A 17,058-nucleotide genomic window follows, 5' to 3' on the forward strand; every position below is an offset into this window, starting at 1 on the left:
CGTACGCCCCAGCACCCCTGACCATGCGACCCCGGGCCCGCTCCGGTCAACTCCTTGCCCGCCGGCCGGTCCGCTCCCCCGGCGCCCCCCGGTCCAGGTGGCCCGCACCACCGGCCGGCCACGCGCCGGCGCACCCTCGCCCCCTGGCGGCCGCCCGGTCCCGCGCGCCGGCGGAGGCGTACCGTTGACCGTTCACTCCTGGTGGCTTCCCGCCGGCCGCCACCGGTGACCGGCCCGCCGCCCCCTACCCCCTTCGAGGCACCGTGCGACGACTCCTTGCCCGGCTCTGGCGACTGCTGCGCCCGGTGCAGGGCCGCGTCATGTGGCTCCTGAACGCCAAGTTCGTGGTCGGCGTGACCGGCGTCGTGCGCGACGACGACGGGCGGGTCCTGCTGCTGCGCCACCGCATGTGGTCGCCGGCCCGCCAGTGGGGCCTGCCGAGCGGGTTCGCGCGCAAGGGGGAGGACTTCCGGGCGACCGTGGTGCGCGAGGTGAAGGAGGAGACCGGCCTCGACGTGTCGGCGGGCCGTCTGGTGATGCTGAACAGCGGCCTGCGCAGCCGCCTGGAGGTGGCCTACGAGGCCCGGCTGCTGGGCGGTGAGATGCGGCTGGACCCCACGGAGATCCTGGAGGCCCGCTGGTGCCGGCCCGACGACCTGCCCGAGCGGATCCAGCCGGTGTGCCACGCGCTGGTGCGCGGCGGGACGACGCCCTGACCCCACCCCCGCGACCGGCGGCACGTGACCGAAGCGGCGGGAAGCGGGGGGTCACCGCTCACTCGTCCCCCAGCGCGGCCGCCAGTACCTCCGCCAGGTGCCGCCCCCGCACCCCCGCGAGCTGTTCGAGCTGTGTCCGGCACGAGAAGCCGTCCGCCAGGACCACCGACCCCGGGGGTGCCTCGCGCACCGCCGGCAGCAGTTGCTCCTCGGCGCAGGCGGCGGAGACCTCGTAGTGGCCGTCCTCGAAGCCGAAGTCGCCCGCGAGGCCGCAGCAGCCGCCGGTCAGGTCGCCGGTGAGCCCGGCCGCGTCACGCAGCCGCCGGTCGGCCGCGTCGCCGAGGACCGCGTGCTGGTGGCAGTGGGTCTGGCCGGTGACCGGGCGGTCCACGGCGGGTGGTGACCAGTGCGGCGCGTACTCCTCCAAGGTCTCGGCGAAGGTGCGCACGCGGGCGGCCAGCCGGGCCGCCCTGGGGTCGTCGTGCAGCAGTTCCGGCAGGTCGGTGCGGAGCGCGGCCGCGCAGCTCGGCTCCAGCACCACGACGGGCGCGGACGTCTCCAGCACCGGTGCCATCAGGTCCAGGGTGCGGCGCAGCACCGTACGGGCCCGGTCGAGCTGGCCGGTGGACACATAGGTCAGGCCGCAGCAGACCCGGCCGCGGCGGGCGGTCAGGAGTCCGGCGGCCGACCGGGACCGGCCGTCCCCGACGCGCCGCGCGGGCGGCCGCAGCGAGGGCGGCGGAAGCACCCGCAGGCCCGCCGCCTCCAGCACCCGCACGGCCGCCCGGCCCACCGAGGGCGACAGGTGCTCGGTGAAGGTGTCCGGCCAGAGCACCACCGTCGACACCGGGGAGCCGCTGCCGGGCCGCGCCCCGGGCCCGGCCGCTCCCCGCCGCCGTATGCGCCGCCCCCACCACCGGGTGAACGGCTCCCGGGCCACCCGGGGGAGCTCCCGCTCCCGTGCGATCCCCCCGAGCCGCTTCGCCGCCCGCGCGAGCGGGCCGACCGCCGCGAGGGCGTTGAGCGGACCCGCCGACCGGGTGCGCGCCACCCAGCGCAGCCACACCGGCAGCCACCCCATGGCGTAGTGCGCGGCGGGGCGGCGGCGCCCCTCGTAGTGGTGGTGGAGGAACTCCGCCTTGTACGTGGCCATGTCGACACCGACCGGGCAGTCGCTGCGGCAGCCCTTGCAGGACAAGCACAGGTCGAGCGCGTCACGGACCTCGGTGGAGCGCCAGCCGTCGGTCACGACCTCGCCCGCCAGCATCTCGTGCAGCAGCCGGGCCCGGCCGCGCGTGGAGTGCTCCTCCTCCCCGGTGGCCCGGAACGAGGGGCACATCACTCCCGAACCGGCCTCCGCCGTACGGCACTTGGCCACGCCCACGCACCGGCGCACCGCCGCCGAGAAGTCGCCGCCGTCCGCCGGGTAGCCGAAGGCGACGTCCACCGGGCGGCGCGGCAGCACCGCGAACCGCAGGTTGTCGTCGAGCCGGTGGGGGCGGACCAGCATGCCGGGGTTGAGCAGGTCGTCCGGGTCCCAGACGGCCTTGGCGCGGGCGAACAGCTCCACCAGTTCGGGCCCGTACATCGCGGGCAGCAGTTCCGCCCGCGCCTGCCCGTCGCCGTGTTCCCCCGACAGTGAACCGCCGTGCGCCACGACCAGGTGCGCCAGTTCCTCGGAGAAGCGCCGGAACCGGGCGATCCCGCCCTCCGTGAGCAGGTCGAAGTCGATGCGGACGTGGATGCAGCCGTCACCGAAGTGCCCGTACGGCGTGCCGCGCAGGCCGTGGGCGGTGAGCAGGCGCCGGAACTCCTTGAGGTACTCCCCCAGCCGCGCGGGCGGCACCGCGCAGTCCTCCCAGCCGGGCCAGGCCTCTCCCCCGCTCCCGGCTCCGCTCGAGCGGGAGGGGCCCCCACCGCCGGGCATCCGGGTGGCCGTGCCGGCGGCGTCCTCACGGATCCGCCACAGCGCGCGCTGCCCGGCCGGGTCGGTGACGACGACGGCGTCCGTGACGTCGGCGGCGCGCACGAGCGCCTCCGCCCGCGCGCCCGCCTCGCCCGGACTGTCACCGCCCGCCTCCACGAACAGCCAGGCCCCGCCCCGGGGCAGCCCCGCCGGGTCGGGCACGAGGTCGGCGGCCATGCCCTCCACGGTGAGCGGTCCGTACGGCAGCAGTCCGGCCGCCGCGTGGGCCGCCGCGCTCTCGTCGGCGTAACCCAGCACGGCCAGCGCACGCGCCCGGGGCGCCTCAACCAGCCGCAGGACCGCCTCGGTGAGCACCCCGAGGGTGCCCTCCGAACCGCACAGCGAGCGGGCCACGTCGGCGCCCCGCTCGGGCAGCAGCGCGTCCAGCGCGTACCCGGAGATGCGGCGCGGCAGCTCCGGGAAGCCGGTGCGCAGCCGCGCCAGCTCGCCCTCCACGAGCGTGCGCAGGCCGTCCGGCGCGCCCCGCCAGCCGGGGCCGGCGCGCAGCCGCTCACCGCGCGCGGTGAGCACGGAGAGTTCCGCCACGTTGTCGGCGGTGGTGCCCCAGGCGACCGAGTGGGAGCCGCAGGAGTTGTTGCCGATCATGCCGCCGAGTGTGCAGCGGCCGTGCGTGGAGGGGTCGGGGCCGAAGCGCAGGCCGTGCGGGGCGGCGGCCTCCTGGAGCCGGTCGAGGACCAGCCCCGGCTGGACGACGGCCGTACGGCCGCCCGGGTCCAGGTCGAGCAGCCGGTTCATGTGCCGGGTGAAGTCCAGGACGACGCCGGTGCCCGTGGCCTGCCCGGCGATGGACGTGCCGCCGCCGCGCGGCACGACCGGCACCCCCAGCTCCCGGCAGACCGCCAGCGCCGCCGCCACGTCCTCCGCGTCCCGCGGGGCGACGACGCCGAGCGGGACGCGACGGTAGTTGGACGCGTCCATGGTGTGCAGCGCGCGTGCGGTCGCGCCGAAGTCGACCTCGCCGCGCACGGCCTTGCGCAGCGCGTCCCGTACGGCACCGGAGGACGGCCCCGCCGCCCCCGTACCGGCCCGCCCGGTCTCCCCGTGATCCGTCATGCCCTCCACCATGCCACCGACCACTGACAGTGACCGCGCGGGCACCGACGGACGTGCTCAGTGGTCTCAGTGGTCGCAGTGGTCGCAGTGGTCTCAGCGGGCGGTGTGGTCCCGGAGGAACTCGGCGAAGGTACGGGGCGGGCGGCCGGTCAGGTCCAGTACGGCGGTGCTGACCAGGTCGTCGCGGCCGGCGCGGAGGTTCGCGTCGACGGCGGCGAGGGAGGCCGCGAACACGTCCGGCAGACCGGCCGCACGGTAGGTGGCCGCCAGTTCCCCGGGCTCCACGGGCACGACCCGGACCGTACGGCCGGTGTGCCGGGTGAGGATCTCGGCCGCGTCCCCGTAGCTCAGCGCCGCCGGGCCGGTGAGCAGGTGGTCGCTCCGGTCGTCGGTACGTTCGCCGCTCCGGCCGTCGGTGCGGCCGTGGGGCGCGTCCTCGGGCGCGGTCAGGACCGCGGCGGCCGCCGCCGCGATGTCCCGTGCGTCGATCCAGCCCACCCGGCCGGTTCCCGAGGCGGTGCGGATCTCGCCGTGCCGCAGGATGCGTTCCCCCATGGGGTGCGGCGCCAGGAAGTTCTGCATGAACCCGGAGGCGCGCAGCACCACCCCACCGGGCCGGGCCCGCACCCGCTCGGCCAGTTCCAGGGCGCCGTCGGAGCCGGGGAACACGAGGGCCGAGGCGAGCAGCACCACCCGGCGGACGCCGAGCCGGTCGGCCGCGGCCAGGAACGGTTCGACCAACGGCAGCGGGTCCAGGGTGCTCACGGGCGGCACCAGGTAGACCCGGTCGGTCCCGCGCAGCGCGGCCGCATGGGTGGCAGGGTCGGCCCAGTCGAAGCGGACGGCGTCCGGGTCACCGGCGGCCGGGGTGCGGCTCGCCACCCGTACCGGCACGCCGCGTTCCCGCAGCAGTCCGGTCAGCGCGCCGCCGGTCTTCCCGGTGCCGCCGGTGATCAGTACGGCGTTCATCGGACGTCCTCCGTGCGCAGCGAGCCGAGCAGTGCGGGCAGGGTGCCGGCGGCCGAGGCGACGGCCAGCGGGTTCCAGTAGTCCCGGTAGTGGGTGATCAGGCCGTCGTGGGTGGTGACCACCGTGACGTAGTCCAGCCGGTAGGGCTCGCCGGTGGCGACCGTGCGGCCGTGCGCGGTGAACTCCACCACGACGGTGTCCGGCCGGTCCGTGCGGTGCACGGTGAGCGCCGGGATCTCCCGCACGTCGACCAGGTCCGGGTAGCCGGCCAGGTACTCACGGACGGCCTCGCGCCCGTCCAGCCGGCGCGGCGAGGCACCCACGGCGAAGGGGAACTCGGCGGTGCCGTCCGGCGCCCACAGGTCGGCGAGGGCGTTCATGTCCTTGGCCCGCAACAGGTCGAGCAGTCGGCGGAAGGTCTCTTCGGGGGTGCGTGAGGGCACGGTGGTTCTCCCACTTTCGTGAGGACGGGGTGACCACTTCAGCGTGGACGGCCGGCGGCGCGCGGGGAACGCACCGGTCTGCCCCGGACCACTGGTCCGTGGCCGGCCGGGACGCCTCTGTGCGAGTGTGGCGGGACGGTGTGAAGCGGCGGGCGGAGGCGGGCGGATGAGCGGCGGAGGCGACCGGGTGAGCAGAAGGGAACTGGCCGACTTCCTGCGCCGGCGGCGCGAGGCCCTGCACCCGGACCGGATGCCGGCCGCGGCCGTCCACCCGCACGGCCGGCACGCCCGGCGCACGCCCGGACTGCGCCGGGAGGAGGTGGCCGCCCTGGCCGGGATGTCCACCAGCTACTACGAGCGGCTGGAACAGGCCCGCGCGCCGCGCCCCTCGCCGCAGGTGCTGACCGCGTTGGGCACGGCGCTCCGGCTCACCGCCGCGGAGCGCGAGCACCTGGCGCGGCTGGCCGGACAGCTCCCGCCCCGCACGGACGACCCGGTCCGCGCGCCGGTGCCCGACGCCGCCCTGCGGCTGCTGCGCCGGCTCGGTCCGATGCCCGCCTATCTGGTGGACGAGCGCGAGGACATCGTGGCCTGGAACACCGCGGCGGCCGCGCTGATCACCGACTTCGGGCGGCTGCCCGTCCACGAGCGCAACGTGGTGCGCCTCGCCGTGCGGCTGGGCGGCACCCTCTGTTCGGCACCCGCGGGCGCCGACGGCGACTTCGCCCGGCAGTCCGCCGCGCACCTGCGGGCGGCCAGTGCCAGGCTGCCGGGCGACCGTGTGCTGGGCGAGCTGGTCAACGAGTACGCCGCGCACGACCCGGACTTCGTCGCCGGCTGGCGCAGCCACGAGGTGGACCCGCGGCCGGCGCTGCGCAAGCGCCTGCACCATCCTGAACTGGGCGAGCTGGACCTGGACGCCCAGACGCTTCTGGTGCCCGGCACCGAGCTGCGCCTGGTCCTCTACAGCGCGGAGCCGGGCAGCCCGAGCGCGACCGCACTGGACCGGCTGTGCGCCGCCACCGCCACGACGTCGTGAATACGCCCCGCCGCAGTCCCGCCCGCGCCGCGGTCCCGCCCGAGCGCCCCCGCCGCGGTCCCGGCCCCGGGCGCTCCCGCGGTCCCGCCCCGGGCGCTCCCGCAGTCCCGAGGGGGCGCCCTCCGCACGCCCCCGCGCACACCCGGATCCGAGGCCCACGCCCCGCCCCCGCACACCCGTACGACGTCGCCCCCGCACGTCCGGGTGAATCCCCAGCGGCGCCGTCTCACCCGACGGGACACGTTTCGCCCACGTTTCCGTGACGGGCTAATCTCCCCCCGTGGCCGATATCGAGATTCCCGCAGACATCAAGCCCACCGACGGACGCTTCGGCGCCGGTCCCTCCAAGGTGCGGGTCGAGGCGCTCGACGCCCTCGCCGCCACCGGCAGTTCCCTGCTGGGCACCTCCCACCGCCAGGCCCCGGTCAAGAACCTGGTCGGCCAGGTCCGCGAGGGCGTCCGCGAGCTGTTCTCGCTCCCCGACGGCTACGAGGTGATCCTCGGCAACGGCGGCTCGACGGCGTTCTGGGACATCGCGACCCACGGCCTGATCGAGAACAAGTCGCAGCACCTGAACTTCGGCGAGTTCAGCTCCAAGTTCGCCAAGGCGGCCAAGCTCGCCCCCTGGCTGGCCGAGCCCACCGTGATCGCCTCCGACCCGGGCACGCACCCGGAGCCGAAGGCGGAGGAGGGCGTGGACGTGTACGCGTTCACGCACAACGAGACCTCGACCGGTGTCGCCATGCCGATCAAGCGGGTCGCGGGCGCCGACGAGGGCGCGCTGGTCCTGGTGGACGCGACCAGCGGCGCCGGCGGCCTCCCGGTGGACGTCTCCGAGACGGACGTCTACTACTTCGCCCCGCAGAAGTCCTTCGCCTCCGACGGCGGCCTGTGGATCGGCGTGTTCTCCCCCGCCGCGCTGGAGCGCGCCGCGCGCGTCCACGCCTCGGGCCGCCACGTCCCGGAGTTCTTCTCGCTGCCCACGGCGATCGACAACTCCCTGAAGAACCAGACGTACAACACCCCGGCGCTGGCCACGCTGTTCCTGCTCAACCAGCAGCTCGAGTGGATCAACGGCCAGGGCGGTCTGGACTGGGCCACGGCCCGCACGAAGGACTCCTCGACCCGCCTGTACACCTGGGCCGAGGACGCCAAGTACGCCACCCCGTTCGTCACCGACCCGGCCAAGCGCTCGCAGGTCATCGGCACGATCGACTTCGACGACGACATCGACGCCGCGGCGGTCGCCAAGGCCCTGCGCGCCAACGGCGTCGTCGACACCGAGCCGTACCGCAAGCTGGGCCGCAACCAGCTCCGCGTCGCGATGTTCCCGGCGATCGACCCGGCGGACGTCGAGGCACTCACGAAGTGCGTCGACTACGTGATCGAGAAGCTGTAACCGCACGCGGGGCCGCACGAGGCCCGCGCGGCGACGACGGCGAAGGGCGCCCGGCATCCACCGGGCGCCCTTCGCCGTTCCCGTCCGCACCGCCCCCGCCTCCCCCACCCCGTTCCCCCCGCCTCCCCCACCCCCCTCCCGCCGTCTCCGGCACACCGGTTCCAACCGATCGGGGCGCCGTGTCGTCTCAAAGGGGCGGCGGAACACCCGGGTCCGCCACGGAGCCCCGGAAACACCCGGCGGCCGACCGCGAGAGCCGGGCAGGAGAACCGAGATGGAACGACGCACACAGGGCCGGACGATGTACGGGGCGAGGAAGAGGCCCCGTCGGACACCCGTTGCGGCGGCCGGGGTGCTCGGCGCCGCGCTGCTGCTGACCGCCGGCCTCGTCGGCACGGACGGCGCGGCCGCCGCGACCGGGGGCCACGGCCCGGCCACGGCCCCCACCACGAGCAGCGCCTCGGCACGGACGGCGACCGTCACCGAGACGTACGACCTCGGGGACACGGCGTACACCGACCCCGTCTCCGGCACGGTCAGCGAACTGCGCGCGGTGGTGCACCGCCCGCGCGGGCTGCACGGCCGGCTGCCGCTGATCGTGATGTCCCACGGCGCCTGGTACGGCTGCACCGACGAGGACGCCACGGCCTGGCCCTGCGACCTGGGCGGCGCGTTCCCCGGCTACCGGGGTTACGACTACCTCGGCGAGGCCCTGGCCGCGCGCGGCTTCGTGACCGTCTCGATCAGCGTGGACGGCATCAACATGAGCTCCTTCGACTACGGCGACCGCGCCCGGCTCATCAACGCGCACCTGCGCCTGTGGAAGCGGCTCGCCTCCGGCGGCGGCCCGCTCGCCGACCGTCTGCCCGCGCTGCGCGACCACGTCGACATGCACCGCGTCGGGACCCTCGGGCACTCCCGGGGCGGCAAGGGTGTGATGTGGCAGGCGTCGGACAAGCACCGGGACGAGATGCCGGACGGCGTCCGCGTGGGCGCCGTACTCGCCCTGGCCCCCGTGAAGTTCGACGACCCGGAGGGCGACAACAGCGACACCCTCGTCACCCGGACACCCGTCGCCGTGGTGACCTCCAGCTGTGACGGCGCCGTGCGCGAACACGGCCAGGAGTACCTGGACGACGTGGTCGGACGCACCAGGGAACCCGCCTACTCGGTCTCCCTGCTGCACGGCAACCACAACTACTTCAACACCCGGTGGACGCCGCCCGCCCCGCTCGGCGAGGACGACAGCACCTGCCCCGCGCAGGAACTGGCCCCCGCACCCCAGCAGGACGCGCTGACCGCCTACGCCACCGCGTTCTTCGACGCCTTCCTCAAGGGCGACGACTCGGGCACGGCCGTACTCACGGGCAAGCGCCCGCTGCCCGGCGTCACTTCGACGACACGGGTGGTTCCCCCGGTCCGGTGAGCACACGGGCCGGGGCGGAACCCGGGGGCCGGCGCCACCGCGCCCCCGACCGACGCCACCTGGACCGCGACCGGTTTCAGCGGTCCCCCCACAACCGGTCCATCGCCGCACGGCTGCCCTCGTCCGCGGCGCGGCAGATCATCAGCAGCTGGTCCGGGTCCTGGAGCGGCCTCAGCACCTCGAAGTGGACGGCGAGTTCGCCCGCTTCGGGGTGCCGGATCGCCTTGTTCCCGCGGCCGTTGACCTGGACGTCCCGTTCGGCCCACAGGCGCGGGAACTCCTCGACCCGGGCGCCGAACTCCGCGATCAGGCCGTTCAGCGCCCGGTCCTCCGGGTGCGCGGCCCAGGCGGCACGCAGATGGGCGATCCCCTCCCGGACCACCCGCTCGCGGTCGACGTAGAAGTCACGCATCCGCGGGTGCAGCAGGCAGAGCCACATGGAGTTGCGCTGTTCCGGCGGCAGGGTGCCGTAGTCCATGACCAGTCCGGCCATCTGCGCGTTCCAGGCCAGGATGTCGTAGCGGTGGTTCAGCAGCATGGCGGGCAGCGGCGAGAGGTCGTCGACGAGGCGTGCGAGCTGCGGCGCGGCGGCGGTGGCGGGCCTGCCGGGTTCGCGGGGGCGCTGCCGGGCGAGGTCGAAGAGGTAGGCGCGTTCGCGGGGCGCCAGCCGCAGCGCGCCGGCCAGTGCCTCCACCACGTCCGCGGAGGGCCGCAGGCCGCGGGCCTGCTCCAGCCGTACGACGTAGTCGACGCTGACCCCGGCCAGCTCGGCGACCTCCTCCCGGCGCAGCCCCGGGGTGCGCCGGGAGCGGCGGCGCGCGGGCAGGCCGAAGTCCCCGGGGTCCAGGCTCTCGCGCCGGGTCCGCAGGAACGCGGCGAGCTCCTGGGTGGTGTCCACGGAGCGGGTCGCGCCCACACCGGGGGTGGTCGTGGTCATGCCCGCTGCAACAGCGGGGGTGGGACCCGTGTTCCCAGGAACTTCCTTCCCTTACCCCCCGCCCGCGACCGTCACAGGCTTGCCGACGGAAACGGATCACGAGCACACACGAGGAGTCCCCGATGTCACTCACCCTCGACACCTACCGGCCGCTGGGCCGCTCGGGCCTGCGGGTCTCACCGCTGGCGCTGGGCGCGGCGACCTTCGGTACCGAGACCGGCTGGGGGTCCGAGCGGGAGGAGTCCCGCAAGGTCTTCGACCTCTACGTCGAGCGCGGCGGCAACTTCGTCGACACCGCCGACACGTACGCGGCGGGCAGTTCGGAGCGCATGCTGGCCGAGTTCACCCGCGGTGACCGCGACCGCCTGGTGCTGGCGACGAAGTACACCACGCTGAGCGACCCCCGCGACCCCAACTCCTCGGGCGCTCACCGCAAGAACCTGTTCACCTCGGTGGAGGGGAGCCTGCGGCGGCTGGAGACGGACTACCTCGACGTGCTGTACCTGCACGTCTGGGACTTCACCACCCCGGTGGAGGAGATCCTGCGTGGCATGGACGACCTGGTCCGCCAGGGCAAGATCCGCTATGTGGCGATCTCCAACTCCCCGGCCTGGCAGGTGTCGCGCATGCAGGCGATCGCCGATCTGCGCGGCTGGTCGCCCCTGGTCGCGCTGCAACTGGAGTACAACCTGCTGGAGCGCACCGGGGAGCGCGACCTGATCCCCATGGCCCGCGAACTGGGCCTGGGCGTGCTGCCGTACTCCCCGCTGGCCGGCGGGGTGCTGAGCGGCAAGTACACGCGCGACGACCTGACCCCGGCGAACATCGACGCCACCGACGGCACCCGCAGGAGCTTCAACGCCGCCCTCGGCACGCTGACCGAACGCAACCTCGCCGTCGCGGACGTCGTGAAGGAGGTCGCCGCGGAGCTGGGCCACAGCCCCGCCCAGGTCGCCCTGGCCTGGACCCTGCGCACCCCGGGCGTCACGGCCCCGCTCCTCGGCGCCCGAACCCCCGCGCAGCTGGAGGACAACCTGGGCGCGCTGGACGTCGACTTCACCGACGCCCAGCTCGCCCGCCTGGACGAGGCGAGCGCGATCGACCTGGGCGTCCCGCACGCCGCCCTTGCCGGCGACCACATCCGCGCCGTGATGCGGGGCGACCTGAAGTTCGCGCCGCGCGGCTGAGACGGCGGCACCGGTGCGGTGGGGAGCGGTGGCACCCCACCGGCCCCGGTGCCGCCCCCGGTGCGATGTCCGCGGAAGGTCAGGCCTCGCGGTCCGGGGCGTGCCCGGTCGCGGGGGCTTTCCGCGTGGCGGGCCGTGGCAGGACCGCCAGCGCCGTGTCGGCGACGCCCCGCACCGTCTCCGGGTCCAGGCCGGCCTTGCCCACCGCCTCGATGCCGCGGACCACCGTCAGCAGCAGTGCCGCCAGCCGCTCCGGGTCCGCGTCACCGTCGATGTCGCCGTGGCGCTGGGCGGCGGCGATCTCGGTTCGCAGCAGGGTCAGCAGTGCCGTCATCGTCTCGGCCGACCGCCCGGCGACCGTCGGGTCCTGCTGGGCCAGTTCCGCCGTGCCCTTGGCCATCAGGCACCCTCGGCGCCCGGTGTCGGAGGCGGTGTTCTCCGCCATCAGCCGCACGTATCCCGACAGCCGCTCCATGGCCTCCGCGTCCGGGCCGCCCGCCAGCCGCCCCTCGGCCACCTCGACGACGGCGGCGCACCAGTCGCCGAACACCCGGTGGAACAGCGCGCCCTTGTCGCCGAACGCGCCGTACAGGCTGCCCTTGCCCAGGCCGGTCGCCCTGGCGATGTCGTCCATCCGCGTGCCCGCGTAGCCGGTCGCCCAGAACTGCTCCCGGGCCCGTGCCAGGACTTCGCGTTCGTCGAATGCGCGTGGTCTCGGCATGCCCTCACCCTACCCATTCTTGACTGGGTCGTCCATAACGGCCTACGGTGCGGACGAACGTTATGGACGATGCATTCCACAACCGAAGGGGTCCGCCATGCCGGGCGTGCTGCAGGAGAAGGTCGCCGTGATCACCGGAGGGACCAGCGGGATCGGGCTGGCCGTCGCCCACCGCTTCGTCCGGGAGGGCGCACGCGTCTTCGTGACCGGCCGGGACACCGACCGCCTCGAAGCCGCGGTCGGGGAGATCGGCCCCGCCGCCACCGGCGTACGGGCCGACGTCTCGGTCCTGGCCGACCTCGACGCGCTCTACGAGCGGGTCCGCGAGGAGGCCGGACGCGTCGACGTCCTGGTGGCCAACGCGGGTGTCGCCGCGGACGCCTCGCTCGGTGCCCACACCGAGGCGAACGTCGACCTGACGCTCGCCGTCAACATCAAGGGCACGCTGTTCACCGTCCAGAAGGCGCTCCCGCTGCTCACGGAGAACGCCTCCGTCCTCGTCATCGGCTCGAGCAACAGCGCGCGGCCCAACGAGAACCTGGAGGTCTACAGCGCCTCGAAGGCGGCGCTGACCAACCTCGTGCACAACTGGGCCCGCCGGTCGCGGGAACGCCGGTTCCGGGTCAACCTGCTCAGCCCGGGCCCCACGCGGACCCCCGCCCTGCTGGGCGCCGTCGGCGCCGAGGCCGACCGGTTCGCCGAGGCGACGGTGCCGCTGGGCCGGCTGGCCGACCCCGCCGAGATCGCCGAAGCCGCCCTCTTCCTGGCCTCGGACGCCGCGTCGTTCGTCACCGGCGCCGAACTCTTCGCCGACGGCGGCTACACGCGGGCATGACGGGGTGGGGCCACCCGGCGCCCGGAGTATCGCAGGCGCCCCGGGCGCCCGCCCCCCCAGGAGGTGCGCGGGCAGGAGCCGTGACGCGACGTCCCGCACCGGGCGCTCACCGGCGCCCGCATCCGGTCCACGCGGTCGCCCTGCCGGCCGGAGCGGGACGACTTCCGGCGTCCGGGTCACCACAGGCGGACGAGCTCCGGGTCACCACAGGCGGACGAGCTCCGAGTCGCGGAGCGGGGGCCGCACGGACACCCGGGGTCCCGGGCGCCCCCCGCTCCGCCTACGGCCTACGTCCCCGAGCAGCTCACGCTCGGCGCGGTGCCGCCGCCCGGTGCTCCGCCGAAGCCGAAGCTCGTCGAACCGCCCGCGGCGACCGTGCCGTTGTGGGCCGCGTTCGTCGCGGTGACCGTCGCGCCGGACTGGGTGTACGTCGCGTTCCAGATGTTCGTGATCTTCTGCGAGCCGGGCCACGTCCACGTGATCCGCCACGACTTCAGCGCCGTCGTGCCGGTGTTCTTCACCGTCACCTGGGCGTTGAAGCCGCCGCCCCAGTCGTCGGTGACGGTGTACGTGGCGGCGCAGGACGTGGCGGGGGTCCCGCCGCCGTCGTCGCCCCCGTCGTCGCCGCTCCCGGCCGGCGGGAAGCCCGGCGCCTTCACGCTCGCCAGGTAGCCGTCCTTCACCGTGTCGACGCTTGTCCAGTCGTCCTTGAGGATGCCGCCGGTGTCACCGGAGTTGGGGTTCCACGACCAGAACGTCCACTGGAAGCTGTCGCCGCCGTACGTCGCCGTCGGGCGCAGGTAGTCCACCAGGGCCGCCAGCCACTTCTGGTCCGTCGTCGACTGCAGCGTGGTGCCGAACTCGCCCACCCACACCGGGGCGATGTCCTGCTTGAAGAGGTAGCCCCAGTACTTGTCCCAGACGCCCGGCATGTTGGCCGGGAACGACGGGTCGCTGAACCAGCTCTGCTGGGCGACGCTCGTGGCGTAGTCGTGGGCCGAGTACACGAGCCGGTTCGCCACGTCGAGCCGTACCGGGTACTGCCCGGCGCCCATCAGGTTGCCGCCCCACCAGCCGGAGACGCCGTTCACCGTCTGCACGCCCTCGACGAAGATCAGCAGGTCCGGGTTGACGGACAGCACCGCGTCGCCGGCCCGCTCGGCGGCGAGCCGCCAGTCGGTGGCCTGGTCGCCGCAGCCCCAGCAGGCGGGATCGTGGGGCTCGTTGTGCAGGTCGATGCCGATCACGGTGTCCTGGCCCTTGTACCGCGCGGCCATCGCCTTCAGGTCGGCGATCCATGTCGACTCGGGGACGGACGAGGTGTACCAGAGCGCCGACTGGCCCGCCGAGTCCGGACGGTGCCGGTCGAGGATGACCTTCAGGCCGTCCTGCCCGGCGTACGCCACGATCCTGTCCAGCACCTGGAGCGAGCTCAGGCCCTGGAGGTCGGTGTTCTTGCCCTCGGAGAAGTCGATGCTCAGGGGCGTGGCGCCGCTCTTGAAGATGTCGTCGCTGTAGGGGATGCGGAGGGTGTTGTACCCCAGCGACCTCATCTGGTCGATCATGCTCCTGTAGTCACGGGACCACAGGCCGTGGACGACGAGGTTGGTGGTCTCGAAGCCGAACCAGTTGATGCCCGCGATCCGGACGGGCTCGCCCGCCGCGTCCAGGATCCGGCGTCCACGGGTGTGCCAGTAGCCCGCTCCGGCGGCGGCCGCCGCGGGGGTGGCGGTCGTGTCCTCGGCCGCGTGCGCGGCGGAGGCGGTGGTCGTCGCCGTCAGGCCGAGGGCCATGGGCAACAGGAGCACCGTCGCGGCGGTGCGGAGCGCTCTTCGCAAGCTGCGGAACATCTCGCTGCTTCCTCTCGGAGGCACGGGCCCGGAACATGTGGGAGCGCTCCCACAGCCCTGCGTCCCCCATGGAAGCCAGGAACGGGCCCCCCGTCAAGACACCCGGCGCACCCGCCTCTCGCAACGCCTCTCCCACCGTGCGACGTCACTGCCGCCCGCGCCGCCGGCGCAGCCCGAAGAAGCCGAGCGCCAGAACGATCAGGGCACCGGCGCCCACCTTCAGGTTCCGGCCGCTCACGGGACCGTCGTCACCCGGCGCCGACCCGCTCCCACTGCCGCTCCCGGACGACGAGGACGAGGCCCCCTTCCCCGGCGCGTCCTGCGCCGTGACCGGGCTGTCGGCGCCCTCCGAGCCGAACATCAGCTTCGTGCCGTCGGCGCTGTACGTGACCGACTCGCCCTGGCCCTGCAGCGGCACGTTCAGCCGGCCGGCCCGCTTGATCCGCCCGCCGCCCTCCCAGTCGTAGAGCACGCCGCCGAAGTACCCGCGCACGGCGAGCTGTTCGCCGTCCGGGGAGAGGGCGGCGTCGGTGGCCCACAGGTCGACGGCCGCGACCGGCTTGAAGATGTTGCTCCCCGAGGACGACAACCTGGCCGGCCCCTCGTACAGATGGCCGCCGTCCTCCTTCTTGTCGACGATGTAGACGCGCCCGTCCTTGGGGTCCACCACCATCGACTCGGCGTCCCGCGCCCCGTCGGAGTACTTCACGACGTACTGCGTGGCCCGCACGGTCCGGTCCACGAGCTTCTTCGGCTCCGGCAGCGCGTAGATCCACACGTAGGGCCAGGTCCCGCCGAGGTTGTCGCCGATGTCGCCGACGTAGATCCGGCCGTCCGGCCCGATCGAGACGGCCTCGACGTCACGCGGGGTGCCGATGCCGCTGAGCGTGATCCGGGCGAGGGTGCGGCCCGTCGCGCTGTCGACGGCGTAGAGGTACGGCCCGTCGTCGCTGTCGTTGTGGGTCCAGTAGACGCCCTTGTGCAGGTGCGAGGCGGCGAGGCCGCTGGACTCGGTGATGCGCGGGTCCTTGATCCGGAAACTCGCGTCGCCGTCCGCGGCGGGCGAGGCGGAGGCGGCGGGCGCGGCGAGGGCACCCACGAGCAGGGCCCCGGCGAGGAGGGCGAACGGTCGGCGCATGGCGTCAAGCCTGCCATCCCGCCCGGCACTTCACGGCGGGTGGTCGGTGCGGGCCGGCGCCGGACGGTCCTGGACCGGCCTCCGGACCTCCTCGCACCGCACGCGGCCGGACCGTGGAGGGGCCGTGGAGGGGCCGCGGGCCGACCCGTGGGGTGGGCCGTCTCACATTCCACCGGGCCGTCCGCCGTTCCCCGCGCCCACCCCCGTCGGCCATCATGAGCGCATGCTCAGGTTCATGCCCGTCGGCGATTCCATGACCATCGGCAGCGCGGGCGAGCACACCTGGCGCTACCGGCTGTGGCAGCATCTGCGCACCACCTACGGCGGCCCGTTCGCGCTGGTCGGACCACGCGAGGCGCTCTACGACAAGGCGCTGGACGCACCCGTCTCGTACGAGTACGCCGACCCCGACTTCCCCCGCGCCCACCTGGCCGGCTGGGGCGAGGGCTGGCAGCACCTGGCCCCGCTGATAGGGGACGCGGTGCGCGCGAGCGGGGCGGACGTGCTGCTCGTCTCCCTCGGCCTGATCGATCTGGGCTTCTACACCGATGCCGAGCAGACGGCGGAGAACACGGTGCGGTTCGTGACCCGGGCGCGGGAGGCCCGGCCCGGGGTGCGGATGGTGCTGCTGCCGGTGATACCCAACGTCCGCGCCACGACCGACGCGCTCTTCGCGGCGGAGGTCGCCCGCTTCAACGAGCTGCTCGCCAAGACCGTCGCCGACCTCGACGAGCCCGGCTCCCCGCTCCTCCTCGCCTCCGTCCCCGAGTCCTACGACATCGCTCTCGACACCTACGACGGCACCCACCCCAACGCCTCCGGCGAGCACAAGCTGGCGGCGGCGTTCGCGGGGGCGATGCATCAGGCCTGGGGCTGGGGCGGCGAGTACACCGCCAGGGTCTGAGCGCGGGCGGGGTCGCATTTTCGGGGGGGCATATGCGGGTATCGACTTTCCCGGCCACGAGAACGGCTTCTGCCCCGACGTCGCCGAACTGCGCGAGGGCGCCACGAAGGACGCCGAGGGCCGCTGGCGGTACGAGGATGTCGAGTTCGTCGCCGAGGTCATCTCGAAGGGGACCGCTCAGAACGACTACGGGCCGAAGAAAACCGCGTACGCGCTGGCCGAGGTGCCGCTCTACCTCATCGTCGACCCCTACCAGGGTCGGTGTCACGCCTACACGCATCCAAGGACGGCGACTACCACACCGAGACCCGGGTCGACTTCGGGGCGGACGTCGATCTCACCGGCACCGTGCTCGACCTGGTCCTGAAGACCGACAACTTCCCCTGCGACTGACCCCTCCCCCCGCCCGGGGTCGTCCCCTTGCTTCGAGCGCACTCCAGCACGTTGGCTTGTG

14 protein-coding genes and 1 pseudogene are annotated in these 17,058 nt (G+C 74.1%); 8 read left to right on the forward strand and 7 right to left on the reverse strand.

Annotated elements, in window-relative coordinates:
• Positions 1–263: 263 nt before the first annotated feature.
• On the forward strand, positions 264–716 hold the full coding sequence (locus QFZ64_RS15755; RefSeq protein WP_307066193.1) for an NUDIX hydrolase: 453 nt from the start codon (positions 264–266) through the stop codon (positions 714–716).
• Between the two features lie 58 nt (positions 717–774).
• Here QFZ64_RS15755 and QFZ64_RS15760 read toward each other — a convergent pair whose 3' ends face one another.
• The 3 genes from QFZ64_RS15760 to QFZ64_RS15770 all read right to left on the reverse strand — a co-directional run bounded on the left by QFZ64_RS15760 (position 775) and on the right by QFZ64_RS15770 (position 5,168).
• Positions 775–3,756 (reverse strand): FAD-binding and (Fe-S)-binding domain-containing protein, encoded by a 2,982-nt coding sequence (locus QFZ64_RS15760; protein WP_307066194.1) that lies wholly within the window; start codon positions 3,754–3,756, stop codon positions 775–777.
• A 93-nt stretch (positions 3,757–3,849) separates the two neighbouring features.
• On the reverse strand, positions 3,850–4,725 hold the full coding sequence (locus tag QFZ64_RS15765) for an NAD(P)H-binding protein (RefSeq protein WP_307066197.1): 876 nt from the start codon (positions 4,723–4,725) through the stop codon (positions 3,850–3,852).
• A complete protein-coding gene (locus tag QFZ64_RS15770; RefSeq protein ID WP_307066199.1) occupies positions 4,722–5,168 on the reverse strand; it encodes a nuclear transport factor 2 family protein in 447 nt (148 codons plus the stop codon). The genes QFZ64_RS15765 and QFZ64_RS15770 overlap by 4 nt, the downstream gene beginning before the upstream one ends.
• Before the next feature lie 187 nt (positions 5,169–5,355).
• On the opposite strand from QFZ64_RS15770, the gene QFZ64_RS15775 reads away from it, so the two are divergent.
• From QFZ64_RS15775 to QFZ64_RS15785, 3 genes are all read left to right on the forward strand, one after another.
• Complete coding sequence (locus tag QFZ64_RS15775) at positions 5,356–6,207, forward strand: helix-turn-helix transcriptional regulator (RefSeq protein ID WP_307066201.1); 852 nt, start codon at positions 5,356–5,358, stop codon at positions 6,205–6,207.
• A 280-nt stretch (positions 6,208–6,487) separates the two neighbouring features.
• A complete protein-coding gene (serC, locus tag QFZ64_RS15780) occupies positions 6,488–7,606 on the forward strand; it encodes a phosphoserine transaminase (protein WP_307066203.1) in 1,119 nt (372 codons plus the stop codon).
• A 274-nt stretch (positions 7,607–7,880) separates the two neighbouring features.
• Positions 7,881–9,032 (forward strand): hypothetical protein, encoded by a 1,152-nt coding sequence (locus QFZ64_RS15785; protein ID WP_307066204.1) that lies wholly within the window; start codon positions 7,881–7,883, stop codon positions 9,030–9,032.
• 76 nt (positions 9,033–9,108) lie between these two features.
• Here QFZ64_RS15785 and QFZ64_RS15790 read toward each other — a convergent pair whose 3' ends face one another.
• Positions 9,109–9,969: a helix-turn-helix transcriptional regulator gene (locus QFZ64_RS15790; protein ID WP_307066207.1), complete on the reverse strand. Its 861-nt coding sequence runs from the start codon at positions 9,967–9,969 to the stop codon at positions 9,109–9,111.
• A gap of 122 nt (positions 9,970–10,091) precedes the next feature.
• Between QFZ64_RS15790 and QFZ64_RS15795 the strand changes: the two genes are divergently transcribed.
• Positions 10,092–11,156: an aldo/keto reductase gene (locus tag QFZ64_RS15795; RefSeq protein ID WP_307066209.1), complete on the forward strand. Its 1,065-nt coding sequence runs from the start codon at positions 10,092–10,094 to the stop codon at positions 11,154–11,156.
• 79 nt (positions 11,157–11,235) lie between these two features.
• Here the strand turns inward: QFZ64_RS15795 and QFZ64_RS15800 are convergent, their stop codons facing one another.
• Positions 11,236–11,877, reverse strand: coding sequence for a TetR/AcrR family transcriptional regulator (locus tag QFZ64_RS15800; protein ID WP_307066212.1), 642 nt, complete (start codon positions 11,875–11,877; stop codon positions 11,236–11,238).
• A gap of 97 nt (positions 11,878–11,974) precedes the next feature.
• Here QFZ64_RS15800 and QFZ64_RS15805 point away from each other — a divergent pair, with 97 nt between their 5' ends.
• Positions 11,975–12,712 (forward strand): SDR family NAD(P)-dependent oxidoreductase, encoded by a 738-nt coding sequence (locus tag QFZ64_RS15805; protein WP_307066213.1) that lies wholly within the window; start codon positions 11,975–11,977, stop codon positions 12,710–12,712.
• Between the two features lie 287 nt (positions 12,713–12,999).
• Here the strand turns inward: QFZ64_RS15805 and QFZ64_RS15810 are convergent, their stop codons facing one another.
• Together QFZ64_RS15810 and QFZ64_RS15815 are read right to left on the reverse strand one after the other, a co-directional pair.
• On the reverse strand, positions 13,000–14,562 hold the full coding sequence (locus QFZ64_RS15810) for a cellulase family glycosylhydrolase (RefSeq protein ID WP_307066215.1): 1,563 nt from the start codon (positions 14,560–14,562) through the stop codon (positions 13,000–13,002).
• Positions 14,563–14,707: 145 nt separating this feature from the next.
• Positions 14,708–15,700, reverse strand: a complete 993-nt coding sequence (locus QFZ64_RS15815) for a WD40 repeat domain-containing protein (protein ID WP_307066217.1) — start codon at positions 15,698–15,700, stop codon at positions 14,708–14,710.
• Between the two features lie 223 nt (positions 15,701–15,923).
• Here QFZ64_RS15815 and QFZ64_RS15820 point away from each other — a divergent pair, with 223 nt between their 5' ends.
• The gene (locus QFZ64_RS15820; RefSeq protein ID WP_307066220.1) at positions 15,924–16,604 is read left to right on the forward strand and encodes an SGNH/GDSL hydrolase family protein; all 681 of its coding nucleotides are present in this window, start codon (positions 15,924–15,926) and stop codon (positions 16,602–16,604) included.
• Between the two features lie 40 nt (positions 16,605–16,644).
• Positions 16,645–16,997, forward strand: a pseudogene (locus tag QFZ64_RS15825) (Uma2 family endonuclease); the annotation flags it as partial.
• Positions 16,998–17,058: the final 61 nt, after the last annotated feature.

Origin of the sequence: Streptomyces sp. B3I8 (assembly GCF_030816915.1) — a bacterium.
GTDB lineage: Bacteria > Actinomycetota > Actinomycetes > Streptomycetales > Streptomycetaceae > Streptomyces.

Coding starts and splice junctions, on each gene's coding strand:
- QFZ64_RS15790 (WP_307066207.1), bottom strand. CDS start 9,969: ATGACCACGACCACCCCCGGTGTGGGCGCGACCCGCTCCGTGGACACC.
- QFZ64_RS15800 (WP_307066212.1), bottom strand. CDS start 11,877: ATGCCGAGACCACGCGCATTCGACGAACGCGAAGTCCTGGCACGGGCC.
- QFZ64_RS15795 (WP_307066209.1), top strand. CDS start 10,092: ATGTCACTCACCCTCGACACCTACCGGCCGCTGGGCCGCTCGGGCCTG.
- QFZ64_RS15815 (WP_307066217.1), bottom strand. CDS start 15,700: ATGCGCCGACCGTTCGCCCTCCTCGCCGGGGCCCTGCTCGTGGGTGCC.
- QFZ64_RS15765 (WP_307066197.1), bottom strand. CDS start 4,725: ATGAACGCCGTACTGATCACCGGCGGCACCGGGAAGACCGGCGGCGCG.
- QFZ64_RS15785 (WP_307066204.1), top strand. CDS start 7,881: ATGGAACGACGCACACAGGGCCGGACGATGTACGGGGCGAGGAAGAGG.
- QFZ64_RS15760 (WP_307066194.1), bottom strand. CDS start 3,756: ATGACGGATCACGGGGAGACCGGGCGGGCCGGTACGGGGGCGGCGGGG.
- QFZ64_RS15810 (WP_307066215.1), bottom strand. CDS start 14,562: ATGTTCCGCAGCTTGCGAAGAGCGCTCCGCACCGCCGCGACGGTGCTC.
- QFZ64_RS15805 (WP_307066213.1), top strand. CDS start 11,975: ATGCCGGGCGTGCTGCAGGAGAAGGTCGCCGTGATCACCGGAGGGACC.
- QFZ64_RS15820 (WP_307066220.1), top strand. CDS start 15,924: ATGCTCAGGTTCATGCCCGTCGGCGATTCCATGACCATCGGCAGCGCG.